This is a genomic window from Pseudomonas sp. (assembly GCF_050739935.1).
GTDB lineage: Bacteria > Pseudomonadota > Gammaproteobacteria > Pseudomonadales > Pseudomonadaceae > Aquipseudomonas.
The window spans coordinates 135,417-162,366 of record NZ_JBOICF010000084.1 but is presented as its reverse complement, the minus strand read 5'-3'; the positions used below and the strand labels follow the sequence as shown (position 1 = coordinate 162,366).

At 60.0% G+C, this 26,950-nt stretch carries 21 protein-coding genes; 5 read left to right on the top strand and 16 right to left on the bottom strand.

Annotation, left to right across the window (positions count from 1 at the left end; genetic code table 11):
- The first annotated feature begins 97 nt into the window (after positions 1–97).
- Both rlmKL and ACRER8_RS17290 read left to right on the top strand, forming a co-directional pair.
- Entirely contained in the window at positions 98–2,368 is a 2,271-nt protein-coding gene (gene rlmKL / locus ACRER8_RS17295) for a bifunctional 23S rRNA (guanine(2069)-N(7))-methyltransferase RlmK/23S rRNA (guanine(2445)-N(2))-methyltransferase RlmL (protein ID WP_431747438.1), read from the top strand.
- A gap of 159 nt (positions 2,369–2,527) precedes the next feature.
- Complete coding sequence (locus ACRER8_RS17290) at positions 2,528–4,531, top strand: diguanylate cyclase (RefSeq protein WP_431747437.1); 2,004 nt, start codon at positions 2,528–2,530, stop codon at positions 4,529–4,531.
- A 122-nt stretch (positions 4,532–4,653) separates the two neighbouring features.
- Here the strand turns inward: ACRER8_RS17290 and ACRER8_RS17285 are convergent, their stop codons facing one another.
- From ACRER8_RS17285 to ACRER8_RS17270, 4 genes are all read right to left on the bottom strand, one after another.
- Complete coding sequence (locus ACRER8_RS17285; RefSeq protein ID WP_431747436.1) at positions 4,654–6,888, bottom strand: xanthine dehydrogenase family protein molybdopterin-binding subunit; 2,235 nt, start codon at positions 6,886–6,888, stop codon at positions 4,654–4,656.
- A gap of 16 nt (positions 6,889–6,904) precedes the next feature.
- Positions 6,905–7,888 (bottom strand): FAD binding domain-containing protein, encoded by a 984-nt coding sequence (locus tag ACRER8_RS17280; RefSeq protein ID WP_431747435.1) that lies wholly within the window; start codon positions 7,886–7,888, stop codon positions 6,905–6,907.
- A complete protein-coding gene (locus ACRER8_RS17275) occupies positions 7,888–8,550 on the bottom strand; it encodes a 2Fe-2S iron-sulfur cluster-binding protein (RefSeq protein ID WP_431747434.1) in 663 nt (220 codons plus the stop codon). Before ACRER8_RS17275 ends, ACRER8_RS17280 begins: the two co-directional genes overlap by 1 nt.
- A 366-nt stretch (positions 8,551–8,916) precedes the next feature.
- Entirely contained in the window at positions 8,917–9,981 is a 1,065-nt protein-coding gene (locus ACRER8_RS17270; RefSeq protein ID WP_431747433.1) for an NAD(P)-dependent alcohol dehydrogenase, read from the bottom strand.
- 411 nt (positions 9,982–10,392) lie between these two features.
- Between ACRER8_RS17270 and ACRER8_RS17265 the strand changes: the two genes are divergently transcribed.
- On the top strand, positions 10,393–13,182 hold the full coding sequence (locus ACRER8_RS17265) for a sensor domain-containing phosphodiesterase (RefSeq protein ID WP_431747459.1): 2,790 nt from the start codon (positions 10,393–10,395) through the stop codon (positions 13,180–13,182).
- 67 nt (positions 13,183–13,249) lie between these two features.
- Entirely contained in the window at positions 13,250–13,609 is a 360-nt protein-coding gene (locus ACRER8_RS17260; protein WP_431747432.1) for a winged helix-turn-helix transcriptional regulator, read from the top strand.
- 234 nt (positions 13,610–13,843) lie between these two features.
- Here ACRER8_RS17260 and ACRER8_RS17255 read toward each other — a convergent pair whose 3' ends face one another.
- From ACRER8_RS17255 to ACRER8_RS17210, 10 genes are all read right to left on the bottom strand, one after another.
- Positions 13,844–14,794, bottom strand: coding sequence for a carbohydrate kinase family protein (locus tag ACRER8_RS17255; RefSeq protein WP_431747431.1), 951 nt, complete (start codon positions 14,792–14,794; stop codon positions 13,844–13,846).
- 32 nt (positions 14,795–14,826) lie between these two features.
- A complete protein-coding gene (gene xylB, locus ACRER8_RS17250; RefSeq protein ID WP_431747430.1) occupies positions 14,827–16,308 on the bottom strand; it encodes a xylulokinase in 1,482 nt (493 codons plus the stop codon).
- A gap of 7 nt (positions 16,309–16,315) precedes the next feature.
- Entirely contained in the window at positions 16,316–17,815 is a 1,500-nt protein-coding gene (locus ACRER8_RS17245) for a mannitol dehydrogenase family protein (protein ID WP_431747429.1), read from the bottom strand.
- 33 nt (positions 17,816–17,848) lie between these two features.
- Positions 17,849–18,952, bottom strand: a complete 1,104-nt coding sequence (locus ACRER8_RS17240) for an ABC transporter ATP-binding protein (RefSeq protein WP_431747428.1) — start codon at positions 18,950–18,952, stop codon at positions 17,849–17,851.
- Between the two features lie 143 nt (positions 18,953–19,095).
- Positions 19,096–19,929, bottom strand: coding sequence for a carbohydrate ABC transporter permease (locus tag ACRER8_RS17235; protein WP_062381883.1), 834 nt, complete (start codon positions 19,927–19,929; stop codon positions 19,096–19,098).
- A 10-nt stretch (positions 19,930–19,939) separates the two neighbouring features.
- A complete protein-coding gene (locus tag ACRER8_RS17230; RefSeq protein WP_431747427.1) occupies positions 19,940–20,875 on the bottom strand; it encodes a carbohydrate ABC transporter permease in 936 nt (311 codons plus the stop codon).
- 78 nt (positions 20,876–20,953) lie between these two features.
- The gene (locus ACRER8_RS17225) at positions 20,954–22,279 is read right to left on the bottom strand and encodes an ABC transporter substrate-binding protein (protein WP_110949755.1); all 1,326 of its coding nucleotides are present in this window, start codon (positions 22,277–22,279) and stop codon (positions 20,954–20,956) included.
- A 239-nt stretch (positions 22,280–22,518) separates the two neighbouring features.
- Positions 22,519–23,424, bottom strand: coding sequence for an AraC family transcriptional regulator (locus ACRER8_RS17220; RefSeq protein ID WP_431747426.1), 906 nt, complete (start codon positions 23,422–23,424; stop codon positions 22,519–22,521).
- A gap of 72 nt (positions 23,425–23,496) precedes the next feature.
- The gene (locus ACRER8_RS17215; protein ID WP_431747425.1) at positions 23,497–23,817 is read right to left on the bottom strand and encodes a helix-turn-helix domain-containing protein; all 321 of its coding nucleotides are present in this window, start codon (positions 23,815–23,817) and stop codon (positions 23,497–23,499) included.
- Positions 23,810–24,178: a type II toxin-antitoxin system RelE/ParE family toxin gene (locus tag ACRER8_RS17210; protein ID WP_431747424.1), complete on the bottom strand. Its 369-nt coding sequence runs from the start codon at positions 24,176–24,178 to the stop codon at positions 23,810–23,812. The genes ACRER8_RS17215 and ACRER8_RS17210 overlap by 8 nt, the downstream gene beginning before the upstream one ends.
- Before the next feature lie 115 nt (positions 24,179–24,293).
- On the opposite strand from ACRER8_RS17210, the gene cobF reads away from it, so the two are divergent.
- Positions 24,294–25,055: a precorrin-6A synthase (deacetylating) gene (gene cobF, locus ACRER8_RS17205; protein ID WP_431747423.1), complete on the top strand. Its 762-nt coding sequence runs from the start codon at positions 24,294–24,296 to the stop codon at positions 25,053–25,055.
- 178 nt (positions 25,056–25,233) lie between these two features.
- Here cobF and ACRER8_RS17200 read toward each other — a convergent pair whose 3' ends face one another.
- Both ACRER8_RS17200 and ACRER8_RS17195 read right to left on the bottom strand, forming a co-directional pair.
- On the bottom strand, positions 25,234–26,436 hold the full coding sequence (locus ACRER8_RS17200; protein WP_431747422.1) for a glycosyltransferase: 1,203 nt from the start codon (positions 26,434–26,436) through the stop codon (positions 25,234–25,236).
- Positions 26,437–26,515: 79 nt separating this feature from the next.
- Positions 26,516–26,878 carry a response regulator gene (locus ACRER8_RS17195; RefSeq protein WP_431747421.1) on the bottom strand — a complete coding sequence of 121 codons (363 nt, stop codon included), beginning with the start codon at positions 26,876–26,878 and terminating at the stop codon, positions 26,516–26,518.
- Positions 26,879–26,950: the final 72 nt, after the last annotated feature.

The window sequence follows — 26,950 nt, the reverse complement described above, 5'->3', positions numbered from 1 at the left end:
TATGTGCCACGCAGGCGTTCTCCAAGAAAGACGTCTGTTGCAATCGGGTCGGACAATGCGTTGTCCCGCCGCTCAAGCCTGAGGCTCTGGAATACCCATGTCGGACCGTTACGAACTTTTCCTCACCTGTCCCAAAGGCCTCGAAGGCCTGCTCGCTGAGGAAGCCACTGCCCTTGGCCTTCAGGACACTCGCGAGCATACCTCGACCATCCGTGGCAGCGCCGACATGGAAACCGCCTACCGGCTGTGCCTGTGGTCCCGTCTGGCGAACCGCGTGCTGCTGGTGCTCAAACGCTTCCCGATGAAGGATGCCGAAGACCTCTACCACGGCGTGCACGACATCGAGTGGGCCGACCACCTTGAACCGGATGGCACCCTGGCAGTGGAATTCAGCGGTCATGGCTCGGGCATCGACAACACTCACTTCGGCGCGTTGAAGGTCAAGGACGCCATCGTCGACCGGCTGCGCACGGCCGATGGTTCGCGCCCGTCGATCGACAAGCTCAACCCAGACTTGCGCGTCCACCTGCGTCTGGACCGTGGCGAAGCAATTCTGTCGCTGGACCTGTCCGGGCACAGCCTGCACCAGCGCGGCTATCGCCTGCAGCAAGGTGCGGCTCCGCTGAAGGAGAACCTCGCGGCGGCGATTCTCATCCGTTCCGGCTGGCCGCGTATTGCTGCCGAGGGCGGGGCGCTGGCTGACCCGATGTGCGGTGTGGGCACCTTCCTGGTGGAAGCGGCCATGATTGCCGCCGACATCGCGCCGAACCTCAAGCGTGAACGCTGGGGTTTCTCGGCCTGGCTGGGTCATGTTCCGGCGCTGTGGCGCAAGCTGCATGACGAAGCCTTGGCGCGCGCCGAAACCGGTCTGGCTAAACCGCCGTTGTGGATTCGCGGTTATGAAGCCGACCCACGGTTGATTCAGCCGGGCCGCAATAACGTCGAACGCGCCGGCCTGTCCGACTGGATCAAGATCTATCAGGGCGAAGTCGCGACGTTCGAGCCACGTCCGGACCAGAACCAGAAAGGCCTGGTGATCTGCAACCCGCCCTATGGCGAGCGTTTGGGCGACGAAGCGAGCCTGTTGTACCTCTATCAGAACCTCGGCGAGCGACTGCGTCAGGCCTGTCTGAACTGGGAGGCCGCGGTGTTCACCGGCGCGCCGGACCTGGGCAAGCGCATGGGCATTCGCAGCCACAAGCAATACGCGTTCTGGAACGGCGCCTTGCCGTGCAAGCTGCTGCTGATCAAGGTGCAGCCGGATCAATTCGTCACCGGCGAGCGCCGCACCCCCGAGCAGCGTCAGGCCGAGCGCGAGCAGGCGGCCTACGATCAGACTCCGGATGAGCCGCAGGAGCGCAAATTCAACAAGAACGGCAACCCGATCAAGCCGACGCCAGCTCCGGCACCGGCGATTGAGCAGCCACGTCTGAGCGAGGGCGGGCAGATGTTCGCCAACCGCCTGCAAAAGAACCTCAAGGCCCTGGGCAAGTGGGTCAAGCGAGAAGGTATTGATTGCTACCGCGTGTATGACGCCGACATGCCGGAATATGCGATGGCCATCGACCTGTACCACGACTGGGTCCACGTTCAGGAATACGCAGCGCCGAAGTCCATTGACCCGGAAAAAGCCTCGATTCGCATGTTTGATGCGCTGGCGGCCATTCCCCAGGCGCTGAACATCGACAAGAGCCGGGTGGTGGTCAAACGCCGCGAGCGCCAGAGCGGCACCAAGCAGTACGAGCGCCAGAGCGCTCAAGGCAAGTTCAATGAAGTCAACGAGGGCGGCGTCAAGCTGCTGGTCAACCTGACCGACTACTTGGACACTGGCCTGTTTCTCGATCATCGCCCGATGCGTATGCGCATCCAGCGTGAAGCGGCGGGCAAGCGTTTTCTCAACCTGTTCTGTTACACCGCCACTGCTAGCGTACATGCCGCCAAAGGCGGGGCGCGCAGCACGACCAGTGTCGATCTGTCGAAAACCTATCTGGACTGGGCGCGACGTAATCTGTCGCTCAACGGCTTCTCCGACAAGAACCGCCTGGAGCAAGGTGATGTGATGGCTTGGATGGAATCCAGCCGTGATGAATACGATCTGATCTTCATCGACCCGCCAACCTTCTCCAACTCCAAGCGCATGGAGGGGGTGTTTGACGTGCAGCGCGACCACGTGCAGCTGATCGACCTGGCGATGGCGCGCCTGGCCAGCGGCGGGGTGCTGTATTTCTCCAACAACTTCCGCAAGTTCCAGCTCGAAGAGAACCTGGCCGAGCGCTACGCGGTGGAAGAAATCACCCAGCAGACCATTGACCCGGACTTCACCCGCAATGGCAAAATCCACCGCGCCTGGAAAATTACCGCACGCTGAACCGATTCCGTTGCAGGCGGCGTCGTTTCGACCTGAGACGGCGCCACTGCCCGGCTATAAACCGAGCGACATGCAGCACTAGGCAAACTAGTGGCGAATAGCTATAAGTGATCCTCGACCACGTGTCGCGCCAACACGGTGGCGTCATGAGTTCTGCGTATGTCGTCTAATCGGTCCAGCGTCAAGATCCTTGGTTTCATCAGCGAAGATGCCTCGTCATGGCTGGTTGCCGTGACGGTGTTTTCCGCGGGTGCCGTATTGACCGGGCTACTGGCCTTGACCAATGCCGGCTTGCATCAACGGCAGTTGCGTCAGCGCTTCGAGCTGCTCGCTGCCGAACGTGTGAGCCACATCAAGGATCGTCTCGAAGGCCAGATTCGCGGGCTGGACAGCCTGCGGCGCTTTTTCATCTATTCCGATGAAGTCTCCGAAGACGAATTCAATGGTTTCTCCCGTCCTCTGTTGACCTTCACTCAAGCATATTCATGGGCGCCGAAAGTGCGCGATGGCGAGCGTCGGTCATTCGAGCAACAGGCTCGTGAATCGGGAATCGACGGTTTTTCCGTGCGCGAGCTCGACGATGACCGCGGCCTCAAGGTCGCCAGTCAGCGTCCGGTGTATTACCCGGTGCGATTCACCCAGAGTCGCAGCACCCTTGAATTGCCGCTGGGCTTCGATGTGAATTCGGAGCGTATGCGCCAGGAAACTCTTGAGAGAGCGATAGGGTCGGGTGAGATGGCCGCTTCTCCGCGCATGGAACTGGTTGGACTGGAAGCCGAAAACCGTATGGGTGTGCTATTGGTTGCGCCGGTTCAGTCACGTCCTCAGTCAGGAACTGTCCCCGCCCTGCAAGGATTTGTGTTGGGCGTTATCAGCGTGCGAAAAATGCTGACCGAGGGGCTGCCTTTGAGCGCTGAGGACAACCTGACGCTCAAGCTTGAGGACATTACATCGGTGCAGGCGCCACAGGTGCTCTATCAGTCGCCAGTCGAGGCGGTAACCAGTGACTTGCTGTCCACGAAAACGCTGAATTTCGCCGGGCGCAGCTACCTGCTTCAGGTGCGCCCAACGGCGGTGTTCATCGGCGCCAACCCGTCTTCGAGCGACAGTGTAGTGGTGCTCGGTGCCTTGCTCAGCTTGATGCTCAGCGCATTGCTGTATGCCCTGATCAGCCAGCGTCAGCGGGCACTGAAGCTGGTGGAGCAACGCACGGCACTATTGCGTCAGCGCGAGCAGCAGTTGCGCAGTGCCCATAGCCAATTGCGCAACGTACTGGACGCTGCGACGCATGTGGCGATCATTGCCACCGATCGGGAAGGGTTGATCACCACCTTCAACATCGGCGCCGAGAAGATGCTGGGCTACCGCAGTGCACAGGTGTGCGGGGCATGGCCCTTGCGACAGCTGCATTTGTCCTCGGAACTCGCCGAACGCGTCATTGAATTGAGCCAGCGCTATGGTCGTCCGATCGATGCCTCTGAGGTGATGCTAGTCGAAGCGGTTCAGGAGCATGGTCATCAGGCCAATGACTGGACGTTCGTGCGTCACGATGGCAATCACTTGCGCGTCAATATGCGGGTCAGCCCTGTGCTCGACGAACATAATCAGTGGATCGGTTATCTGGCGGTGTGCCTGGACATCACCGAGCGCAAACGCGTGGAGGAAGAGTTGCGGACCATGTCGGTGACCGATGCGCTGACCGGCATCTACAACCGTCGGTATTTTCAGGAGCGTCTGCAGACCGAGTTGGCACGGGCGCAGCGCCACGGAGCGATCTTTGCCGTTGTGATGCTGGATATCGATCATTTCAAATGCATTAACGACCAGATGGGTCATGCGGTGGGCGATCATGTGCTGCAGGCGATCTGCGAGCGGCTTTGCCTTCGGCTGCGGCGCAGCGATGTGTTCTGTCGGCTGGGCGGTGAGGAATTCATGGTCCTGTGCCCGGACACCGACGGGGTCCAGGCCTATGAACTGGCCGCGCAGTTGTGGACGGCGTTGCGGGATGAAGCGATAGACGGCGTGGGCCGTGTGACCGCCAGTTTCGGCGTTGCCAGTTGGCGCAAGGGCGAGACCGGGGATGAATTGCTGCTGCGGGCTGATTCCGGGGTGTATGCCGCGAAAATGGGCGGGCGGGACCGGATTGAGCCGGAGTTGGTGTGAGCAGAATCCGGAGTCCCAATCTCCATATTCTGCTCATCTCCTGGCAACACGGCTTGCCGGCGACAGCGTTTTAGGGAACGCCACTGTCGGCAAGCCGTGCTACAGAGGTGAAGCGCGTTTGTTCAAGCACTCATCGTCGGCGGCAAGTCCATCAGCTTGTCGAGGGTGATTGGCAGATCACGAATCCGTTTACCCGTGGCATGCGACACCGCATTGGCCACCGCCGCCGCCAGTCCGGTGATGCCGATCTCGCCGACCCCGCGCGCGCCGAACTCGTTGAGTTCATAGTCGGGGTAGTCCAGCAGGATCACGTCGATTTCCGGCTGATCCGCATGCACCGGCACCACATATTCGGCGTAATTGTTATTGACTGGCATGCCGTTGCGTTCGTCGAAGTCGGAGGCTTCGAACAGCGCCATGCCCACCCCCATGACGATCGCCCCCTCGACCTGATTGAGCGAGGTCTTGTGATTGATCACCTTGCCTACATCAATGGCACTGACCACTCGCGCAACCCGCAGCCGCGAAATACCCGGATCCCAGCGCACTTCGACGAAATGCACCCCGAACGAGCGGAACGAATGCTTGCTGGTGTCGTTCATCCCGGTCTTGGCTTCACCGAAGGCGCTGCCTTGTTTCTGCGCCTTGAGCACATCGGTGATGGCGAAGGTTTTCTCGCCGCTCTTGAGTTGCCCCTGTTCGAAGCTGACCTGCTCGGCCTTGGTCCCGGCAAACACGCCTTTTGGTGCGGTAGAGAAGGCTTTCAATTGCTCGATCGCCTGACGCGTGGCCTCGGCGATCGCTGGCAAGACGCTGGCAGTGGCCCAAGAGCCGCCGGAAACCGGGGCAGGCGGGAAGGACGAGTTGCCCAGTTCGACTTCGATCTTGTCCAGCGGGATTCCGGTGATGCTGCTCACCACTTGCGCAACGATGGTGTAGGTGCCGGTGCCGATGTCCTGAACGCCACAGATCGCATAGGCTGTGCCATCGGCGCGCAGCGAAACCTGCGCCTCGGCAGGCGTGCGATAGGCGTCCCAGTTACACGCTGCCATGCCGTAACCAATGATTTCGTTGCCATCCTTCATCGACTCCGGCTTGGGATCGCGTTTGCTCCAGCCAAAGCGCTCGGCCGCCTGATCGATGCACTCCTGCAGATGATTGCTCGACCACGGCAGATTCTGGCTCTCGTCACGTTCGGACACATTGAGTTTGCGAAACGCCAGCGGGTCCATGCCGATCCTGTCGGCCATTTCATCCATCGCCGATTCCAGCGCGAACAGCCCAGGAGCAGCGCCGGGGGCACGCATGGAGGTTGGGGTGCCGCGATTGACCTCGATCGTTTTATGGGTCACTGACACATTCGCGCAGCTGTAGAGGCTCTTGGTCGAAGTGCCGCAATTTTCCTTGTAAGGATCGGTGAAAGACGTGCTGTTGATCGATTCATGGCGCACCGACACCAGCTTGCCCTTGTCGTCGGTGGCCAGACGCATGCGCTGCCGGGTTTCCGGACGATGCCCGGTGGTAGTGAACATCTGCTGCCGTGGCACGACCAGTTGCACCGGCCGGTTGAGCACCTTGGCAGCACCGCAGGCGGCCACCGAATGCGGCCAGATCCACAACTTGCTGCCGAACCCCGAGCCAATGAACGGCGCGCGCACTTCGACCTTCTCTGGAATCAGACCGAAAATCTTCGCCAGCGAATTGCGGTGCGCGACCACGCCCTGACTGGCCTCGTAGACGATCAGTCGGCCGTCTTCCCAACTGGCGACGGTGGCGTGCATTTCCATCGGGTTATGGGTTTCCACCGGCGTGGTGTAGGTCGCGTCGATGCTGTGGGTGGCGCTGTCGAATGCCGCGGCTGCGTCACCACGGTTGTGATTGGGGCTGCCGTCCTGCGGCTTGCCGGCCTTCATGCCCTGATCGAGATTGGCCACGGCAGTGTTCTTGCTATAACTGACCTTGATCTTGTAAGCGGCGGCTCGCGCGTGTTCAAAAGTGTCAGCCACCACCAACGCGACGAACTGCCCGGCGTAGTATACCGTCTCGTCTTCGAATGGCAGACGGCTCTCGTCAGACTTGGCCGCCTTGAGAATCTGCGCGAAGGACATCGGCAGCGCGGAGTTGTGGTACAGCTGCGGAAAGTTGCCGTGATGGAAGATCTCCAGTACGCCGGGCGACTTGCGTGCAGCGTCCAGGTCCAGCGCGGTGATCTTGCCGCTGGCGACGGTGCTGAAAACGCCGTAGCCGTAAGCCATGTTTTGCGGATGGTGATCGGAAGCGTACATCGCGCCTCCGGTGACTTTACGCCGGCCATCGATTCGGCGCGGCGCTGAGCCGATCATGCTTGAATCCGTCATTTCTCGATCCTCTCGGTCAGGCCGTCAGAGTGCTCAGATTGCGCACGATTGCCTGCTGCCCAAGGGCAATCTTGTAGGCGTTGTGACGATAGGGTTTGGCGCCCTGCATGGCGATGGCAGCGGCCTTTTCCATGTTCTGCGGGGTCAGTGTCGCGCCCTTGAGCGCGCGCTCGGCCTCCAGTGCTCGCCAGGGTCGGGTGCCGACACCACCCATGGCGATGCGGGCGTCGCGGACAGTGTCGCCATCCATCACCAGAATCACTGCGCTGGACGCCAGAGCGAACTGATACGAGGCGCGGTCACGCAGTTTCAAATAGCCCGACTTGCTGTTAGCGAGGGGCGCGTCCAGCACCACGTGGGTGATTAGCTCGTCGTCCTGCAAGGCATGTTCTTTCCACGGCGTCGAGCCGGGCAGCAGGTGGAAGTCGAGGAAGTCGATGCTGCGTTTTCCTTTCGCTCCCTGAACTTCGACCCTGGCGCCAATCGCCGCCATGGCCACGCACATGTCCGACGGATGGGTGGCGATGCATTGATCGCTGGTGCCGAGCACCGCGTGCACACTGCGGTTGTGGCCGTCGATGGCCGCACAGCCGGAGCCGGGTTCGCGCTTGTTGCACGGCGAGTAGCCATCACGGAAATAGTTGCAGCGCACCCGCTGCATCACGTTACCGGCAGTGGTCGCCTTGTTGCGCAACTGCGTGGTTGCGCCCGACAGCAGCGCCTGAGACAGCACCGGATAATGCTCGACGATGTAGTCGTGGTGGGCGAGGGCGGTGTTGCTTACCAGCGCGCCGATACGCACGCTGCCATCTTTCTGCACCTCGACCTGATTCAGGGCCAGGTGGTTGACGTCGATGACCTGATCGGCAGGCATCACGTCGAGTTTCACCAGATCCAGCAGCGTGGTGCCGCCGGCGAGGAAAAACGCTGTCTGGCTTTTCGAATGGGTGGCGACGGCCTGCTCGACGCTGCCGGCGCGGACATAATCCAGGGCTCTCATCAGGTCACCTCCTGCAACTTGATTCTCGCGCTCTGTATCGCCGTGAGAATGTTCTTGTAGGCGCCACAGCGGCAGATGTTACCGCTCATGGCTTCGCGCACGCTCTGGTCGTCGCTGCCGATGTTCTTGTCCTGCAGCATGGCCACGGCGCTCATGATCTGGCCGCTGGTGCAATAGCCGCACTGATAGGCATCGTGTTCCCAGAAGGCCTCTTGCACGGGATGCAATTTGCCATTCTTCGCCAGACCTTCGACGGTGGTGATTTCGTCGCCTTCGTGCATGGCTGCAAGGGAAAGACAGGAATTGATGGCCGCGCCGTTGACATGCACGGTGCAAGCGCCGCACTGGCCATGGTCACAGCCTTTCTTGGTGCCGGTCAGTTGCAGGCGATCGCGCAGCACATCCAGCAGCGCGGCGTTGGCAGGAAGGTTCAGCGTGTGTGCCTGGCCGTTGACCTTGAGCGTCATGCGCCGCTCGTCTTTGGCCGGTGCGTCGGTGTCGTCGGGCACGGCGGCCTGGGCTTCCAGCGCCTGCGCCCACATTGGCGCCGTGGCGGCGGCGAGACCAGACACGCCCATGGATTTGAGGAAGTTTCGTCGCGACGGCACGGTAAAGGCCGAAAGATCTGAGGTGGGTTCTTTTTTATCAGGCTGATCGGTCATGGACAGGTTCCTCGTCAGCATTGAGTCATGCCCGGCCCCGACGGTGGGCGGCGCGCAGGCGTGTGCGGCAGTAAAAGCATCAAGCGGTCTACGATAACCAATGCGCTGCCTGCGCATTGCTTTGAATAACTGCATACACTTTTGAGCATTTCTCTCTAATCCATGACGCGCTTATGGCGAGCAGTCGTGGCGTCTTGCTGGAGGTGAGGAAATCCGGGGACTGCACGTGATGGCAGGGCAGCCATAGCAAGGGTTGTGACCAACCGCGATGCGCTTGGTTGCGGATTTTTTTCTACGCTGAAACACAGAATGTTACGAAGAGTCCGGGCCAAACGGCGTGCTTCCGTTGGGCCCGGTGCATTGCAGTCAGGCCGCCGAGGCTTGTTCCTTGAGTGTTGCCATATCGATGACGAAGCGGTACTTCACGTCGCCCTTGACCATGCGTTCGTACGCTTCGTTGATGTCCTTCATGTGGATCATTTCGATGTCGGAAACGATGCCGTGTTTAGCGCAGAAATCCAGCATCTCCTGGGTTTCCCTGATGCCACCAATCAGCGAGCCCGCGATGCTGCGGCGTTTGAAGATCAGGTTGAACACCGACGGAGAAGGATGCGGGCTGTCCGGCGCGCCGACCAGGGTCATGGTGCCGTCACGTTTGAGCAGGTTGAGAAAGGCGTCCAGATCGTGCGGTGCAGCCACGGTGTTGAGGATGAAATCCAGCTTGTTGGCCTGGGTCGCCATTTCCTCCGGGTTTTTCGACACGATGACTTCATCGGCACCCAGACGCAGGCCGTCTTCGCGCTTGTTCGGCGAGGTAGTAAACAGCACCACATGGGCGCCCATGGCGTGGGCAATCTTCACCGCCATGTGGCCAAGGCCGCCAAGGCCGACCACGCCGACTTTCTTGCCAGGGCCGACTTTCCAGTGGTGCAGCGGCGAGTAGGTGGTGATACCGGCGCAGAGCAGCGGAGCGACCGCTGCCAGGTTGTCGCTGTGGGAGATCTTCAGCACGAATTTCTCTTTCACCACGATCTTGTCGGAGTAACCGCCAAACGTATTTTCGCCACCGAAGACCGGGCCGTTGTAGGTGCCGGTAAAGCCGTTTTCGCAATATTGCTCGTCGCCTTCGGCGCAGGAGGCGCAATGCTGGCAACTGTCGACCATGCAGCCGACGCCGGCCAGGTCGCCGACCTTGAAGTTCTTGACGTTGGCGCCTACCGCCGTGACCTTGCCGACGATTTCATGGCCAGGCACCGACGGGTACAGGGTGTTGTTCCATTCGTTGCGCGCGGTGTGCAGGTCGGAGTGACAGACACCGCAGAACAGAATGTCGATCTGCACGTCGTCAGCACCTGGATCGCGGCGTTCGATCTGAAACGGCGCCAGTTTGTCCGTGGATTTTTGCGCGGCATAGCTGTAAGTCTTGATCATTTTGCGATCATCTCCAGTGGGCAAAGGTTATCGGTAACAGCATTCAGAGACACGCGAGAACCGTCAAAGGTCAATGATGGCGACGATTCATCGAGGTCGTTCGGTCTGATCAGCAAGCGCCGAAAATCTTTCATTTCAAGCGCGGTATGCCGATATAGATGCGAGTCTCATGTGACAAGTACGTGAGATGCACGTGAAATGTCGTGAAATCCCGTTTTTCCGTCGTTTATAGGCAGCTAAAACGAATATGGCGCTTGCAACCATCTGTCAGACCCCATGAAGATAGTTCAGTCCCACACTGGCAATGGAGCGCCTATGACTTCTCATGTCTTAAACCCCTCTCAGCGCCCGCCGGCTGCTGAGGAGAAGACGTTGCATCAGATACGTGACGGATCGGAAAACGCGTCATCGATGGCCGACGAGAACTCCGTGGAAGCATTGCTCAGGGCGGCGGCGCTTGCCGCTCCCGGCCTGTGTTGGGCTGCCTACCGCGCCAACCAGCATATGCACTTGCTGGGGCAGGGCGATGCCTCGACCGAATGGCCCCGGCATATTTCCCGGGAAACTTTCGAAGGCTTCTGCCGCGACCATGGCTTGCAGCGTTGGGTCACCGGTCACGGCGAGGCGCCGCTGGGCTGGTTGCTGGCCCCGGAGCGTGAGTCGGACAACCCGTTTCTGTTGGCGTTGGCGAGCAAACTGGGGTTGCGTCTGCAGAGCGACGCACTGGTACGCGCCCAAGCTACGCAACGGGTGTTGTACGAAATTACCTATCTTGCCAGTTCGACCCGTGATCGCTCGGCGTTCCTGCAGGGCGTGCATCAGCAGCTGTCGACGCTGATCGATGCGGAAAACTTCTATATGGCGCTGTACGAGAGCCAAAGCGGCAGGGTCACCTATCCGTATTACATCGACATTACCGATGTGGACGCCCTCGAGGCCGAGACCCATGAGTTTATCGACCCGCAGCGGCTATCGATGACCGGTTACGTGCTGACCACCGAGCAACCGCTGTTCGTCGACGCCGCCGCCATCGAGCGCGCGCAGGCGGCGGAGCGCTTTCATTGCTTGGGCCACCGTCCCGAATTCTGGATGGGCGCACCGCTGAAGAACGCCTCGGACGACGTATTCGGCATGCTTGCCATGCAGGTCTACGACGTTTCGCGGGTATACAGCGTCGAGGATCAGGAGTTGTTTCTGGTGGTCGCGCGCCACGTGGCCATGGCGCTGGATCGCATCCTGCACCGCGCGCAGCTGGAGGAAACCGTGGCGCGCCGGACGCTGGAACTGTCCCGGCTCAACGATGCCCTGAGGAACGAGATTGCCGACCGCGAGCGCGCCGAGCATTTGCAGAGCGCGCTGTTCCAGATCGCCGAGCTTTCCAGTCAGCCGGGGGACATGACTGATTTGTTCAAGAGCTTGCATGGCATCGTCGGCGAGCTACTGTTTGCGCTGAACTTCTATATCGCATTGTTCGATGACGCGACCGGCGAGGTAACGTTCCCGTATTACGTCGACGAACGCCTGACTCGACGCCCCGACCCGCGCCGTGGCGAGCGCGGATTCACCGAATATGTCATCCGCCAGCGGCGCCCGTGTCTGATCGACAGTGTCGAGGCCCGACGCCTGGAAAGCTCCGGCGAAATCACCATCCAGAACGACATCAACCGCTCCTGTTCCTGGCTGGGCATACCACTGTTCGACGGCGATGTGGTGCGCGGCGTGCTGGCGGTGCAGAGTTATTCGCCTCACGTCAGCTACTCCCTGCGCGACCAGGACCTGTTGACCTTCGTGTCGCGGCACATCGATACCGCGCTGTCCCGGCGCAGCGCTGCCGACGCCATTCATACCGCAAATCTGCGGCTGGAGGCCAGGGTGCAGGACCGTACTCGCGAACTGGATTACGCCAACGCCAAGTTGCAGCACGAAAACGCCCATGACGCGCTGACCGGACTGCCCAATCGCAGCCATCTGCAACAGCGTCTGCAAGTGGCCTGGGAGGATTTCTGCAACCACGGTCAGGAACTGGTGGTGATGTTCATCGACCTGGACCGCTTCAAGATGGTCAACGACAGCCTGGGTCATCACTCCGGCGACTTGCTGTTGGTCCAGGCCGCGGATCGCCTGCGCAGCTGTATGCGCGACACCGATCTGCTGGCACGGTTGGGAGGGGACGAGTTTGCGGTCCTGGCCTATGCGGCACCGCCGGACATTACGGTAGCCATCGCCGAACGCATTCTGCTGGCATTCGACGTGCCGTTCTATATCGACGGGCATGCCGTGTTCTCCTCGTGCAGCATCGGTGTGGTAGGCGCTGATTTGCAGTTTCACAAGGAGCCCGCGGACCTGCTGCGCGATGCCGACACGGCGATGTACCGGGTCAAGAATGCCGGGCGTGACAGTTATGCGGTGTTCAACCAGGAAGTCCGACGCGAGGTCTCCGACCAAATGGAGCAGGAGGGAGCGCTACGTAACGCCCTCAAGCGCACCGACGAATTGCTGCCGTATTTCCAGCCGATCATCGACGTGGCCACGGGCAAGATCCTGGCTCTCGAAGCGCTGATTCGCTGGCGACAGGCCGACGGGCGGGTGATCGCTCCCGGTCACTTTCTGCCAGCCCTGGAAGGGCTGCGCCTGATCGGCAGGCTGGACTTCTACATGCTGCAGCAAGTGGTGACGATGCTGGCCCAGCCAAGCCACGCCCATTGGCCGACCGTGCACGTCAACTGTTCGAGTTACAGCATCAGCCGGCCGGAGTTCGCCAGTGAGGTGCTGAGCCTGCTGGCCCAACATGGCGTGGCGCCTTCGCGCATCTGCCTGGAGCTGACCGAGGGCGCGCTGGTAGCAGAACCTGAACTGGCGCGTCAGGCGATGAAGCATTTGGCCGATCACGGCGTGTCGACGGTGCTGGACGATTTTGGCGCAGGTTTCTCGTCCCTCAGTTACGTGCATCAGTATCACTTCAGCGGGTTGAAGATCGACAAATCCTTCACCCTCGAATTGAGCACCAGTTCGCGCAGCCGCGCCATCGTCCGGGCGATCGTGCGCATGGCCGAGTCGCTGGGTTTGACGGTGGTCGCCGAGGGCGTGGAAGACGCTGAAACCTTGCAATTGCTCAGGGAGATGGGTGCGGGCCAGGCGCAGGGTTACTACTTCTCCATGCCGTTGCCGCAGGACAAGCTGGATTTGAGCGGGTTGGGTTGATAGGGACGTAGAGGCCCGTGGACGGGCACCCTACCCAGCGTGGGATCCCCTTGCTAGACTCGCGCTCATGTCAGACATCAATCCCAAAACCCCGGCCCCCGTTCCGACCTACGCCTTCTGCCCGGTGATCACCGCGCTTGAGCTGATCGGCGAGCGCTGGGTGATCCTTATCCTGCGCGATCTGCTGCATAATCCGACCCGGCGGTTCCAAGACCTGCAAGACTCGCTCAAGGGCTGTGCGCCAAGCACGCTGTCGACCCGGCTCAAAGCGCTCGAAGCCAATGGTCTGATCGAACGTCGCCTGTACGAGCAACATCCACCGCGCCTGGATTACCTGCTGACCGCCAAGGGCCGTGAAGTCGGGCCGGTGGTCGCATCACTGCGCGATTGGGGCTTGCGCCTGCAGGAGCAGGGTCCGCCGGACTGATCGGCAATGCGGTGACTGCCTGCCGCTCTTGACGAATGCAGGCCGACACTGCCGCAGGCGGCGCCTCCCCGATTTCCTCACAACCCTTGCGGGCTGCGCCTTACAGCTGGGGATTGCGCCCGGAGCACATGTGTAGGAGCCGGCTTGCTGGCGAACGAGTCAGATCTGTCACAACGAATTTGTCAGACGGATCCGGTTCGCCAGCAAGCCGGCTCCTAGAGGATCGAAGCGACTTTAAATCACCTGATCCCGATACGGCAGATCCGGCCCCACTCGCGTGCAGGTCACCGCAGCCGCTGCCACGGCGAAATTGAGCATTTCGGTCAGTGTTTCGCGGCTGAGGGTTGGCAAGCTGGCGGGGGTGTCGAGTTCGCGTTCGGTGAGGAAGGTGATCAACGCGGCTTGGAAGGTGTCGCCTGCCCCTACGGTATCGGCGGTTTTGACCTCGCGGGAAGGCACCGACCATTGGCCGAGTTCGCGGGTGAAGACAGTAGCGCCTTGACGGCCGCGGGTCATGACCACCAATTGGCAGTTGTGCTTGAGCCAGCCTTTGGCCACGGTATCAGCGTCGATGTCGGGGTACAGCAGGTCCAGGTCTTCATCGCTGACTTTAATGATGTGTGCATGCTCGGCGAATTTCGCCACCTGGCTGCGCCACAGGTCGATGCTCGGCGCAGGGTTCAGGCGCACGTTGGGATCGAAGGTGATCAGGCGTTTGCCGCTTTCCCGTTGCACCAGGCTCAGCAGAGCGTCGGCGACCGGCTGAACCACCAGCGAAAACGACCCCACATGCAGGCCGCGAACGCTGTCGTCCAGGGTAGGCAGTTGCTCCACGGTCAGCAAACGATCGGCGCAACCTTCTCCGCGAAAGCTGTAGTGCGGCGAACCGTCGGCACCGACGGCAACCATCGCCAGGGTCGTCGGCGCGTCGACGTGAATCAGGAAATCATCGCGCACGCCTTCCTCTTCCAGCACGGTCGCCAGGCGTTTGCCCAGATAATCGGTGGAAATGCCGGCGAAGAAACCTGCGTCGACGCCAAGCCGACGCAAACCCACTGCAACGTTGAACGGCGAGCCGCCGGCAATGGCCTGAAAGCCCAGTTTGTTGCTGTGTTTTTGATTAGCCCCGCTGCTGTCCGGCTGACTGAAAAAGTCGAACAGTGCTTCGCCACAGACCAGATACATAGGTGCTCCGTTAAGGGCCGACGGTCGTTGCGTCAAATGCCCTGCAATTGATTGCGATAACGCTGATAAACCGACTGATACGCCGCCACATGCTCGGCCACCGGCTGTGTTTCGCTGCTGGCGTCGAGGCTTACGCAACGCTCGCACAGCGCCTGTAGCGACTCGCCGTCACCCTCGGCATGGGCATGACACCAGGCAGCCTGGATCGCTGCGCCCAGGGCCGCGGCTTCACTGCCGGTGGTACAGACGACCGGAGTATCCATGATGTCGGCGACGATCTGCCGCCAGACCGCGCTTTTCGCGCCCCCGCCGATCAGCCGAATGTTAGCGCTCTTGATGCCGCTGTCGCGCAGCAGGTCCAGCCCGTAGCGCAGGCCGAAGGTGGTGCCCTCGACCACTGCGCGGCACAAGTTGGCCTGATTCAGGTTGGTGCTGTCCAGCCCCAGAATGCTGCCGGTGGCGTGGGGCAGGGCGGGCACCCGTTCACCGTTGAGGAATGGCAGCATCAGCACCCCTTGCGCACCAATGGGTGACGAGGCAATGGCAGCATTGAACGCGCCGATGTCCAGCGCGAACAGTTCGCGAATGGTACTGGTGGCGTTGGTCAGATTCATGGTGCAGATCAGCGGCAACCAGCCACCGGACGACGAACAGAACGTCGCTACGGATGGTTGCGCACTGACATTGCCCGCATCGGCGAAAGCGTACACCGTGCCGGATGAACCCAGGCTCATGGTGATCGAACCCGGCGCGATGTTGCCGGTACCGATGGCGCCCATCATGTTGTCGCCACCGCCGCTGGAAACGATCGCGTTGGGGTTGATGCCCAGACGCTGTGCAATCGCCGGAAGGATGGTGCCAACGGCTTGATGGGCTTCAAGCAACTCCGGTAACGCCTTTACCAATCGGCCGCTCGGGTCGATGTGTTGCAGAATGTCGAGGTCCCACTCGCGGCTGCGGACGTTGAAATAACCGGTCCCGGACGCATCGCCGAACTCGCTGCAGCAGCGCCCGGTCAGCCAGTAATTGAGGAAGTCGTGGGGTAGCAGAATCTTGTCGATCCTGGCGAACAGCTCCGGGAACTGCTCTTTGGTCCAGAGCAGTTTCGACACCGTGTAACCCGGTGCGATGGCGATGCCCAGACGATCGAGCGAACCCGCTTCGCCGCCCAGATAATCGAGCAGGCGGTCATTCTCGGGGGCTGATTCGGTGTCGCACCAGAGCTTGGCCGGACGCAACACATGCCCCAGCTCGTCGATCATCACCAGGCCATGTTGCTGGCCCGACACGCCGATGGCCTGAATCTCGGCACCGCTGATGCCTGCCTGTTTCAAGGCGGCCGCTGTGGCCTGCTCGAATGCCTTGAGCCACTCCTGCACATCCTGCTCGCGACGTCCGTGGGCGCCGCTGATCATGTGATGCGCGCCGGACCCTTCGCCCAGAACCTTGCCGCTGACGGCATCAAGCACAATCGCCTTGGTGCCTTGGGTGCCGCAGTCGATACCAAGAAACATGCTCACCTCAGACTGTTTTCGCCAACAGGTTTTCCAGTGTTTTGCTGACGCCCAGTTGCTTCAGGCTGTTCAGGTTTTTTTCGAACGAGGCGACGAACTCGGCGGATTTCGGGATCGCCGCGCCGAAGATTTCCTCGACTTCGAGCAGGCGTTGGGTAACCAGCACGTCATCGGCCACCAGCGCCTTGCAGAAGTCGGCACGCGGGTCCACCACCTTGTAATCGACGCCATTCTCGCCCTTGAAATCGCCGGTCGTATTGCCTTGCAGGTACAGCGCCCACGCGGCGACCACCAGCGACGCACGATCCATGTTGCCGCTGTCGACGATCAGCCGGTTGATGGTCGGCACGGTGAATTTCGGGAATTTCGACGAGCCATCAGAGCACACGCGCTCCAGTTGGTCGGCAATCGCCTGGTTGGAGAATCGGTCGATCAGCGTCTGTTTGTACTCGGTCAGGTCGATGCCCGGCACCGGCGCCAGTTGCGGCGTCACGTCCAGATCCATGTAGGTACGGATGTAGTCGACAAACAGCGGGTCGTTCATCGTTTCATGAACGAAGCGATAGCCCTTCAGCGCGCCGAGATAGGTCAGTGCCAGGTGGCTGCCATTGAGCAGCTTGATCTTCATCTCCTCGTAGGGTGTGACGTCGTCGGTGAACTGCACGCCGACCTTTTCCCATGCGGGACGGCCGTTGACGAACTTGTCCTCCAACACCCACTGCACGAACGGCTCGCAGACCACCGGCCAAGCGTCGTCGATGCCTTTTTCGTCATGCAATTGCAGACGGTGGGCAGTGCTGGTCATGGGCGTGATGCGGTCGACCATGGCGTTGGGGAAACTGACGTTGGCAGCGATCCAGTCGTGCAGTTCGGCATCGCGCAGTTTGGCGAACGTCAGCAGCGCCTTGCGGGTAACCGCGCCGTTGTGCGGCAGGTTATCGCAGGACATCAGCGTGAAGGCAGGGGTGCCCTCGGCGCGGCGTTTGGCCAGCGCGGCGCACAGGTAGCCGAACACGGTTTTCGGTGTGGCCGGATGCTCAAGGTCGTGCTGGATCTGCGGCAGGTGGCTCATGAACTCACCGGTGCTGTCGTCGATGCAGTAGCCGCCTTCGGTAATGGTCAGCGAGACGATGCGGATCTCGGGGCTGGCGAGCTTGTCGATCAGGGCCAGATCGTTGTCGGTGGACATCAGCATCTGACTCATGGCGCCGATGACGCGGGTTTCAGTGTCCGGTGTGTCGCCCAGCTCGAACAGGGTATAAAGGAAGTCCTGACCTTTAAGGGCCTCGAAGTTGTTGCGGTCTTCTTCGCGCAGACTGACGCCGCAAATGGCCCAGTCCAGACCCTCACCTTTGTTCATTAAGGCGTCGGTATAGAACGCCTGGTGCGCGCGGTGAAAACCGCCAACGCCGATGTGCACGATGCCTTGGCGACGATCGTCAAGGGTGTAGGCGGGCAGGGCAATGCCGGCGCCCAGGTTCGACAGATTCTGTTTGTTCAGTTTCATGACTACATTCCCGATTCTGTGATGGCCGCCAATTCAGGCGGCGGCCTGCAAGGCTTTGCGAATGACCTGGCCCTGGGCGTCGAATAAGTGGCAGTGAGCGCTGTCCAGGTACAGGTTCAAGGTTTCGCCGTACTGGCTGGCCAGGTCCCCGCGGATACGCATGGTCAGCGCCTCGCCGGAGGCGGTGCGTACGTGGCAAAAGGTGTCGCTGCCCAGACGTTCGCTGACATCGGCAACCACCTGCAACTGGCAGTCGCCGTCTTTGGCCAGTTCCAGGTGCTCCGGCCGAATGCCCAGGGTCACGGCATCGCCGACACTCTGTTGCGCGTTGGTGAAGGGCAAGTTGATTTTGGTCCCGGCATCCAGGGTGACTTCGCAGCCAGTGGCATCCACGCGGCTGACCTTGCCCTTGAGGAAGCCCATCTTTGGCGTGCCAAGGAAGCCTGCGACAAACAGATTGGCCGGGTGGTGATAAAGCTCAAGCGGCGAGCCGACCTGTTCCACGCGGCCACCGTTGAGTACCACCACCTTGTCGGCCAGAGTCATGGCTTCGACCTGATCGTGAGTGACGTAGATCATCGTCGCTTCCAGCTCTTTATGCAGGCGCGACAACTCCAGACGGGTCTGCACGCGCAAGGCGGCGTCGAGGTTGGACAGCGGTTCGTCGAACAGGAAGATTTTCGGATTGCGCACGATGGCCCGGCCGATCGCCACACGCTGGCGCTGACCGCCCGACAGCTGCTTGGGCTTGCGTTCCAGCAGCGGGCCAAGCTCCAGGATGCGCGCCGCTTCGGCGACTTTCTTCTCGACTTCAGCTTTCGGTGTGCCGGCCAGGTCCAGGGCGAAGGACAGGTTCTTGCCCACGGTCATGTGCGGGTACAGGGCGTAGGTCTGGAACACCATCGCCAGGTCGCGCTTGGCCGGGGTGACCTGGGTGATCTCGCGGCCGTCGAGTTCGATGCTGCCACTGGTGACGTCTTCAAGGCCTGCGATCAGGCGCAGCAGCGTGGATTTTCCGCAGCCGGACGGCCCGACGAAGACCACGAATTCACGGTCTTTGACGTCCAGGTCGATGCCTTTGATGATCTGGTGGCCGTCGAAGCCTTTTTGCAGATTTCTGATTGTCAGGTTAGCCATAGTGGGCTCCAGTCTTATTCTTCAAAAACATCAGTTGTAGGAGCCGGCTTGGCGGCGCAAGCATCAGGTCAATCACATCGACAGTGCCTGATAAACCACATTCGCCAGCAACGCGGCTCCTACAGATCGGGTTCCAATTACCGTTATTTAACGGCACCAAACGACAGGCCACGGACCAGTTGTTTCTGGCTGATCCAGCCGAAGATCAGAATCGGCGCACAAGCCAGGGTCGATACCGCTGACAACTTGGCCCAGAACAGACCCTCAGGGCTTGAGTACGAAGCGATCAGCGCCGTCAGCGGCGCGGCGTTGGATGAGGTCAGGTTCAATGACCAGAAGGCCTCGTTCCAGCACAGAATCAGCGACAGCAAGGCAGTGGAGGCCAGGCCGCCTTTGCAGATCGGAATCAGCACCTTGAAGATTTCCTGGCGTGTGGTGGCGCCGTCCAGCCGCGAGGCCTCGAGGATTTCGCCGGGGATATCCTTGAAGTAGGTGTAAATCATCCAGACCACGATCGGCAGGTTGATCAGGGTGTAGATCACGATCAGCGCAATGCGCGAGTCCAAAAGGCCGAAGGTCTTGGCCAGCAGGTAGATCGGCATCAGCACACCCACCGGTGGCAGCATCTTGGTCGAGAGCATCCACAGCAGCGTGCTCTTGGTGCGTTTTGTCTCGAAGAACGCCATCGAGTATGCCGCGGGCACCGCAATCAGCAGGCACAGAATCGTGGCGCTGAACGAGATCAGGATCGAGTTCCAGGCGAAGTGGAAGTAATCACTGCGCTCCTGGATGTGCAGATAGTTTTCCAGGGTCGGCGTGAAGATGAACTGTGGCGGTGTGGCGAACGCGTCGATCTCGGTCTTGAAGCTGGTCAGGACCATCCAGAAGATCGGGAAGAAAATCAGCGCCGCGATCACCCACGACAAAGTGCCGAGCAGCACGCTTTGCAGGCGACGGGATTGTTTGAGCGTCATCATGACCTTGCCCTCAAGACTTGTCGGTGAGGTTTTTGCCGATCATCCGGATCAGGATGATGGCGGCAATGTTGGCGATGACCACGGCAATCAAGCCGCCCGCCGATGCCATGCCCACGTCGAATTGCAACAGCGCCTGGTTGTAGATCAGATACGCAAGGTTGGTCGAAGCGAAGCCCGGGCCGCCGTTGGTAGTGGTGAAGATTTCGGCGAACACCGACAGCAGGAAGATGGTCTCGATCATCACCACCACCGCGATAGGACGCGCCAAGTGCGGCAGGGTCAGGTGCCAGAAGATGGCGATGGGGCCCGCGCCGTCCAGACGCGCGGCTTCTTTCTGCTCCTGATCCAGAGATTGCATGGCCGTCATCAGAATCAAGATCGCGAACGGCAGCCACTGCCAGGAGACGATGATGATGATCGACAGCATCGGGTAGTTGGCCAGCCAGTCGATCGGTTGCGCCCCAAATAGCTTCCAGACCGAGGCCAGTATTCCCGACACAGGATGGAAAATCAGGTTCTTCCAGATCAGCGCACTCACGGTGGGCATGATGAAGAAAGGTGAAATCAGCAGTACCCGGACGATTCCGCGACCCAGGAATTCACTGGCTTCCAGCAGCGCCGAGATCAACACACCAAGGATTACGCTGATGGCCAGTACGCTGCCGACCAGCAACAGGGTGTTCATGGCGCCTGGGAAGAAGCCCGAATCGGTGACGAAGAACTCGAAGTTTTCCAGGCCGACGAATTCGTTCTCGCCCGGATTGAGCAGGTTGTAGCGAATCAGCGAGAAATAGATGGTCATGCCCAGCGGGACGATCATCCAGACCAACAGCAACAGCACCGAAGGGCTGACCAGAAACCAGCCGGGTTTGGTGACACTGCCTTTCTTCTGATGGTCGTTATCGTCGGTCGAAACCGTACGAGGAGGAATGGTTGAGGTGTTCATGATGACTCCGAACCGGGGCAAGAGCGTAAGCGGGGCAGCAGCGGCGGGGAGCCGTCTGCTGCCTGAAAACGAACGGGATCAACCCTTTTTCGGGTAACCCGCACGCTTCATGTCGCGCACGGTTGCGCTTTGCGCCTGAGTCAGTGCTGCATCGACCGTGGTAGAGCCGACCAGGGCCGCAGAGAACTGCTGACCCACGTTGGTGCCGATCTGCTGGAACTCAGGGATGGTCACCAACTGGATGCCCACGTAAGGCACTGGCTTGAGGGTCGGCGCCTTGGGCGTAACGGCCTTGAGCGATTCCAGGGTGATGTTGGCAAACGGCGCTGCCTTCTTGTACTCGTCGGTGTAGGTCGAGGCGCGAGTGCCAGGCGGTACGTTGGACACGCCATCAGTCTTGGCGACCAGCGCGGCGTACTCCTTGGAGGTCGCCCACTCGGTGAAGGCGCGAGCGTCCTTGTCGTTCTTGGCGCTGGTCGGAATCGCCAAAGCCCACGAATACAGCCACGCCGAACCTTTATCAGTGACTTCGTGCGGGGCGTAAGTGAAGCCTACGCTGTCGGCCACTTTGCTCTGAGACTTGTCGGTAACGAAGGAGCCAGCGACGCTGGCGTCGACCCAGATGGCGCACTTGCCGCTGTTGAACAGCGCCAGGTTTTCGTTGAAGCCGTTGCTCGATGCGCCAGGAGGGCCGTCTTTCTTCATCACGTTGACGTAGAAGTTCAGAGCATCCTTCCACTCTGGCTGGTCGAACTGCGGTTTCCACTGCTCGTCGAACCAGCGGGCGCCGAAGGAGTTGGCCACGGTGCTGATCAGCGCCATGTTCTCACCCCAGCCGGCTTTGCCGCGAAGACAGATGCCGTACTGTTCTTTCGATTTGTCGGTGAGTTTGTCGGCAAATTCGGAAATCTGCGTCCAGGTCGGACGCTCTGGCATGGTCAGCCCGGCTGCCTGGAACAGATCCTTGCGGTAGTAGGTGATCGAGCTTTCTGCGTAGAACGGCAGGGCGAACAGTTTGCCGTCGACCGACAGGCCATCACGCACCGATGGGAACACGTCGTCCAGCGCGTAGGACGCTGGCAGGTTGTCCATTTCTTTCAGCCAGCCCTTGGCGCCCCAGAGTGAGGCTTCGTACATGCCGATGGTCAACACATCGAACTGACCGCCCTTGGTGGCGATGTCAGTGGTCAGGCGTTGGCGCAGGACGTTTTCTTCCAGGACAACCCATTTGAGTTTGATATCGGGATGCTGTTCTTCGAAGGTCTTGGACAGCCGCTGCATGCGGATCATGTCGCTGTTGTTGACGGTGGCGATGGTGACGTCGCCCGCGCTGGCACTGTTGCAGAGGGTCAGGGTGAGGGTCAGACAGGTTCCAGCAAGGAGAACTTTTGCAGAGGTCTTCATTTATCACTCCTCTTCTTCGCCGGGAGGCGATAGAAGCTTGGTTATTGTTTTTGTTCCTTCCGGAGACCAGGAAGAATGTCAGTTGATTACAACGGTCTGCAGGGGCGATGACAAATCCTGCGACGCACTTGAACTGATACTTTCTTGCACTGAGAGTTCAAGCGGCAGCGCACCGAAACAGCGTTGCGAGAGGCTGCGGGGCAATTCCAGCGTAGTAGATGCAGCGGGAAGGGGGTGAATCAGTACAGGTTCTGTTCGGTCAGGCGCTGTACGGCAAGGCGCCGGTAGTGTGAGGGCGTCATGCCCTTGAGCTTCTGGAAGCGCCGGTTGAAGTTGGAGATGTTGTTGAAGCCGGACTCGAAACAGACATCTGTCACTGGTTTGTCGCCATCGGCGAGCAGCTCGCAAGACTTGCTGATGCGCAGGCGGTTGACGAATTCGACGAAGCAGCGTCCGGTGGCCTGCTTGAACACGCGGGAGAAATACGTAGGTTTCATGCCCAGATAATCAGCCACTTCTTCCAGCGGCAGTTCCCGTGCGTAGTGGGTGAAGATGTACTCCACCGCCTTGTTGGTGCGCTCGACCGCATGATCGTCCGACAGCTGAGACGCCGTTGTCCCGGACAACAGTTGGTAATCGTCGCTGGCGGCCAGCAACTCAAACAGAATGAAAAAATGCCCGAGGCGGGTCATGCCGCTGGAATCGGCGATCTTCTGCATCAGCTTCATGGCCTGACGGACAGTACGCTTGCAGCGAAACTCGATGCCGTATTGCGCGCGCTCCAACAGTGGTGCCAGGGTCTTCAGCTCGGCGAACACCTGATTGCCGCTTTCCAGCAATTCCTCGGTAAAGTTCACCAGCATGTCGCGCTTGGGCACGACCTCATCTTCCTCGACCTGACTGATCCAGTTATGCGGCAGATTGGGGCCGGTGAGGAACAGCGTACCCGGATAGAAATTGCCGATGTAATCGCCGACGAACACCTTACCGGAACTGGCGACGATCAGGTGCAGCTCGTATTCCTTGTGGAAATGCCAACGCACCAGGGGGCAGGGAAAACCGTGTTCGCGGTAGATGATCGACAGGCCATTATGGTCGTCCATCAGCTCGTAGGAAGGGTCGGAGATTTTTGTTGTTTTGCTCATGCTGTTGCCGGGTCTGGAGAGTGGCGTGGGGTTAATGTGCACTATTTACCCTGGCGAATACAGCGGCACCCCTTAAACGAACACCACTTCCACCCGGCCTTCCTTGCGTGAGCGTGGGGCTGCCTTGACTACGATCTGTACGTCACGGCCAAGGCGGGCCAGGCAATCGATCATTTTGGTCTCGCTGATGCCGCGGAACTTCCCTCGCAGCATTTCCGATACTTTGGGTTGTGGCATGCCAAGGATTTCGGACGCCTGTGCCTGGGTCAGATGCCGTGCTTTGAGAATGCTGCCGATCTTTGCGGCCAATTGCGCCTTAACCAGCATTTCTCCAGCGTCTGGGAGTGCCAGATCGGCGTAGACGTTGCCGCTGCCGTGTTCGATTTCAGTCATGTAGCAATCCTTTCCAATGAGATTCGGCGGCCATGAGTCGGGTCTTGATCATGGCGATGTCGTGAAGGGGCGTCTGGATACTTCTTATGGACTTTTTCTGGAAGCAGTGAAGCACGTAAACGGCGTTACCAAAGCGCAAGGCATAGATCGCTCTGTAGGTATTGCCGCGATGATCCTCCACAATCTCGAGTACTCCGGTATGGCCAAAGCCCTTCAGCGGTTTGGCGTCCGAATGCTTGCCACCGGTTTGGGCCAGATACAGGGCATAGCCGAAGGTGTCCTGTACCTCTGCTGGCATGCTGATGAGGTCCTTCCTACTGCTGGCCACCCAGAAAAGCGGCTTTTCAATTCCGTATGACATGGCGGAAATTATACCTGTATGGGTATCAAGTCAACCTGTCGTCTTTGCAACGACAGCCCGGGCCGGTCACTATCCTGAGCGATCACTGCTTTTGCTATCACGGAACTGTTACCTCATGAAAAAAATCCTCGTCATCGGCATCGGAGCCGGCAACCCCGAACAGATCACGGTTCAGGCCATCAAGGCGTTGAACCGCGCGAAGGTGTTTTTCATCCTCGACAAGGGCTACGCCGATGATGATCTGCTGCGTCTGCGTCGGGAGATTTGCGAGCGTTATATCGAGGGCGAGGATTACCGGCTGGTTCAGGTCCGCGACCCCCGGCGGGAAGACGATCCGCGGTCGTATCAGAGCGGTATCGAACACTGGCACGAGCAGCGTGCGGCGCTGTTCGAGCAGTTGATTGCCGACGAGGTGCAGGACGGTGAGACTGGCGGATTTCTGGTGTGGGGGGATCCGGCGCTGTATGACAGCACTCTGCGCATTCTCGATCGGGTGTTGGCACGGGGCCGCGAGTTCTTCGAGTATGAGGTCATTCCGGGTATCACCAGCGTGCAAGCGTTGGTGGCGCGGCATCGTGTCCCATTGAATCGTATTGGCGAGCCGATTCGGATCACTACGGGTCGACGTCTGGCTCAAGAGCAGGGTGGCGATATCGACAATGTGGTGGTGATGTTGGACGCCCATTGCACCTTCGAGCGGTTCGTCGAGCAGGATCTGCACATTTACTGGGGCGCTTATCTGGGAACCGCTGATGAGATTCTGATTTCAGGGTCTTTGAAGGAGGTTAGCGAGCGGATCAAGGAGGTTCGCGCGGCGGCGCGGGCGGAGAAGGGCTGGATCATGGATACCTACCTGTTGCGTCGCGCTGTGGATTGAAATGCAGAACATCGATCGTCGATACACTCTCATCCACAGTTTCAGCGGCGTCACCGCCGGCAAGCCGGGCTACTACAGGAGCGGGGCTGCGTATCCAGGATTGACGTCCTGAATCACACGATGCGCTGGCGCCAATCACGGACGTATTCCCAGTCCCGGCCCACATCCTCCAAGCCGCTCAGTTGCTGCGGTTCTTCGCCTCAATCCACTGCGACATGTACTGCGTGCTCTTGTGCTGATGATGTCGCAGCATCGCCCCAGTGAAATTCGCCGCCCGATGCCTCGGCAAATCTTCAAGCAATTCCTGAATCCGCGCGATCAATGTCGCGCAATGCTGCTCATGCCGGAATCGCGCCTGCAGCACCTTCCAGCCCGCACATTGAGCGGCCTCCCAAAGCGCCTGATCCTTATAAAGCCGAACCGCTGCGTCCGCCAGCCCTTGCGCATCACTGGCAATAGCCCCGGCAAACGGCAGATCGCCGTGCATGGCTTCGGCGCCAACAGGCGTGGTGACCGTCGGCGTGCCACAGGCCATCGCATCCATCACCTTGCCCTTGATCCCTGCGCCGAAACGCAACGGCGCCAGCGCAACCCGGGCATTCGACATCACTTCAAGCGCATCCTCGGCCCAATCCATGATGTGAAAACCCTGGGCAGCATTATGCAGCGCCGTCGCCTTGGGCGGGGTGTAGGCACCGTAGACGTGCAACTGCGCGCCAGGCAACTGCTGGCGGATCATCGGCCACAGCGTGGTTTTCAGCCACAGCACCGCATCCCAGTTGGGCGCATGCCGAAAATTGCCAATGGTCACGAAATGCGCGCGATCGTTGAAGCCTGCGCCGCTGTCGGGGATATTGCGCAGCATCAGCGGGCACCAGTGCAGTAAGGTATCTGGCACCCGGAAATAGTGGGTCAACAGCTCGATTTCGACGTCGGACACCACCAGGCTGAGGTCGCAGCGGTAGAACGACGCCACTTCACGCTGTGCCAGGTCCGTCACGGCCATGCGGCTGAACAGCGTCGCGTCGGGCCCCGAGAACAGTTCCTCGTAATGCTCACTGCCATCCTTGAGCAAATCCTTTAGCAGTTGGTGTCGGGTATGCCGCAGGCTCTGAAGGTCGCAGGATTCCAGCAGTCGCAACGCCTGTGGAGCGTGTTTTTCCACGCGCCAGCCGAACTGTTCTTCCATCAGGAATTGATCGAACAGCACTACATCAGGCTGCAGTTCGCTGACGAAGGTGTCGAAACTGCTGCTGTTCAACTCGATGGCTGCCTCGCGGACACCCAGCGCCTTCAGGTCGGCCCTGCGTTCGCCCTCGCTGGCGGCACTGGCGAAGGTGATCTGCCAGCCTTGCTCAAGAAAGCAGTCAATCAGTTGCATGATGTGGCCGCTGGCCGCCGATGACCGAGGTTCGGGCCAGACATAGCCGATGATCAGAACGTGAACATCGCGCCTCGCTTCACTGGGCAAGTATGTCTTTGACCTTGTCACGCAGTTGATCGATGGAGAACGGCTTGCCGATCGAATGCATGCCTGCAGGCACGTCGATGTTCTCGGCATAGCCACTGGCGAAAAGAATCGGCAGCGAAGGGCGTAATTCGGCCGCTTTCTTCGCCAGTTCGGTGCCGTCCATATCCGGCAAGCCCTTGTCGGTCATCAGCAGATCGATCGTTGCGCTTTCGTTCTGCAGAAAGACCAGGGCCTCGCTACCATCCGCGGCTTCGAGCACCTGGTACTCGAGTTCTTCGAGCACGTCGACGATCAGCATCCGGACGATGCTGTCATCTTCAACCACCAGAATCGTGCTGGTTGGGTCGGACATTGAAAATTTCCTTCAAATGGGCGAAATCTGCAGCGGGCATGTTCCGCCCGGTCTGCTAAAAAATGAGCCAGT

What these genes read in the sequence shown, in the direction of transcription:
- ACRER8_RS17245 (WP_431747429.1), bottom strand. Translation starts at nt 17,815, where the DNA reads ATGAAACTGAACAAACAGAATCTGTCGAACCTGGGCGCCGGCATTGCC.
- rlmKL (WP_431747438.1), top strand. Translation starts at nt 98, where the DNA reads ATGTCGGACCGTTACGAACTTTTCCTCACCTGTCCCAAAGGCCTCGAA.
- ACRER8_RS17225 (WP_110949755.1), bottom strand. Translation starts at nt 22,279, where the DNA reads ATGAAGACCTCTGCAAAAGTTCTCCTTGCTGGAACCTGTCTGACCCTC.
- ACRER8_RS17200 (WP_431747422.1), bottom strand. Translation starts at nt 26,436, where the DNA reads ATGCAACTGATTGACTGCTTTCTTGAGCAAGGCTGGCAGATCACCTTC.
- ACRER8_RS17255 (WP_431747431.1), bottom strand. Translation starts at nt 14,794, where the DNA reads ATGTATCTGGTCTGTGGCGAAGCACTGTTCGACTTTTTCAGTCAGCCG.
- ACRER8_RS17285 (WP_431747436.1), bottom strand. Translation starts at nt 6,888, where the DNA reads ATGACGGATTCAAGCATGATCGGCTCAGCGCCGCGCCGAATCGATGGC.
- ACRER8_RS17290 (WP_431747437.1), top strand. Translation starts at nt 2,528, where the DNA reads ATGTCGTCTAATCGGTCCAGCGTCAAGATCCTTGGTTTCATCAGCGAA.
- ACRER8_RS17235 (WP_062381883.1), bottom strand. Translation starts at nt 19,929, where the DNA reads ATGATGACGCTCAAACAATCCCGTCGCCTGCAAAGCGTGCTGCTCGGC.
- ACRER8_RS17265 (WP_431747459.1), top strand. Translation starts at nt 10,393, where the DNA reads ATGGCCGACGAGAACTCCGTGGAAGCATTGCTCAGGGCGGCGGCGCTT.
- ACRER8_RS17280 (WP_431747435.1), bottom strand. Translation starts at nt 7,888, where the DNA reads ATGAGAGCCCTGGATTATGTCCGCGCCGGCAGCGTCGAGCAGGCCGTC.
- xylB (WP_431747430.1), bottom strand. Translation starts at nt 16,308, where the DNA reads ATGTTTCTTGGTATCGACTGCGGCACCCAAGGCACCAAGGCGATTGTG.
- ACRER8_RS17220 (WP_431747426.1), bottom strand. Translation starts at nt 23,424, where the DNA reads ATGAGCAAAACAACAAAAATCTCCGACCCTTCCTACGAGCTGATGGAC.
- ACRER8_RS17275 (WP_431747434.1), bottom strand. Translation starts at nt 8,550, where the DNA reads ATGACCGATCAGCCTGATAAAAAAGAACCCACCTCAGATCTTTCGGCC.
- ACRER8_RS17230 (WP_431747427.1), bottom strand. Translation starts at nt 20,875, where the DNA reads ATGAACACCTCAACCATTCCTCCTCGTACGGTTTCGACCGACGATAAC.
- ACRER8_RS17195 (WP_431747421.1), bottom strand. Translation starts at nt 26,878, where the DNA reads ATGTCCGACCCAACCAGCACGATTCTGGTGGTTGAAGATGACAGCATC.
- ACRER8_RS17210 (WP_431747424.1), bottom strand. Translation starts at nt 24,178, where the DNA reads ATGTCATACGGAATTGAAAAGCCGCTTTTCTGGGTGGCCAGCAGTAGG.
- ACRER8_RS17260 (WP_431747432.1), top strand. Translation starts at nt 13,250, where the DNA reads ATGTCAGACATCAATCCCAAAACCCCGGCCCCCGTTCCGACCTACGCC.
- ACRER8_RS17240 (WP_431747428.1), bottom strand. Translation starts at nt 18,952, where the DNA reads ATGGCTAACCTGACAATCAGAAATCTGCAAAAAGGCTTCGACGGCCAC.
- cobF (WP_431747423.1), top strand. Translation starts at nt 24,294, where the DNA reads ATGAAAAAAATCCTCGTCATCGGCATCGGAGCCGGCAACCCCGAACAG.
- ACRER8_RS17270 (WP_431747433.1), bottom strand. Translation starts at nt 9,981, where the DNA reads ATGATCAAGACTTACAGCTATGCCGCGCAAAAATCCACGGACAAACTG.
- ACRER8_RS17215 (WP_431747425.1), bottom strand. Translation starts at nt 23,817, where the DNA reads ATGACTGAAATCGAACACGGCAGCGGCAACGTCTACGCCGATCTGGCA.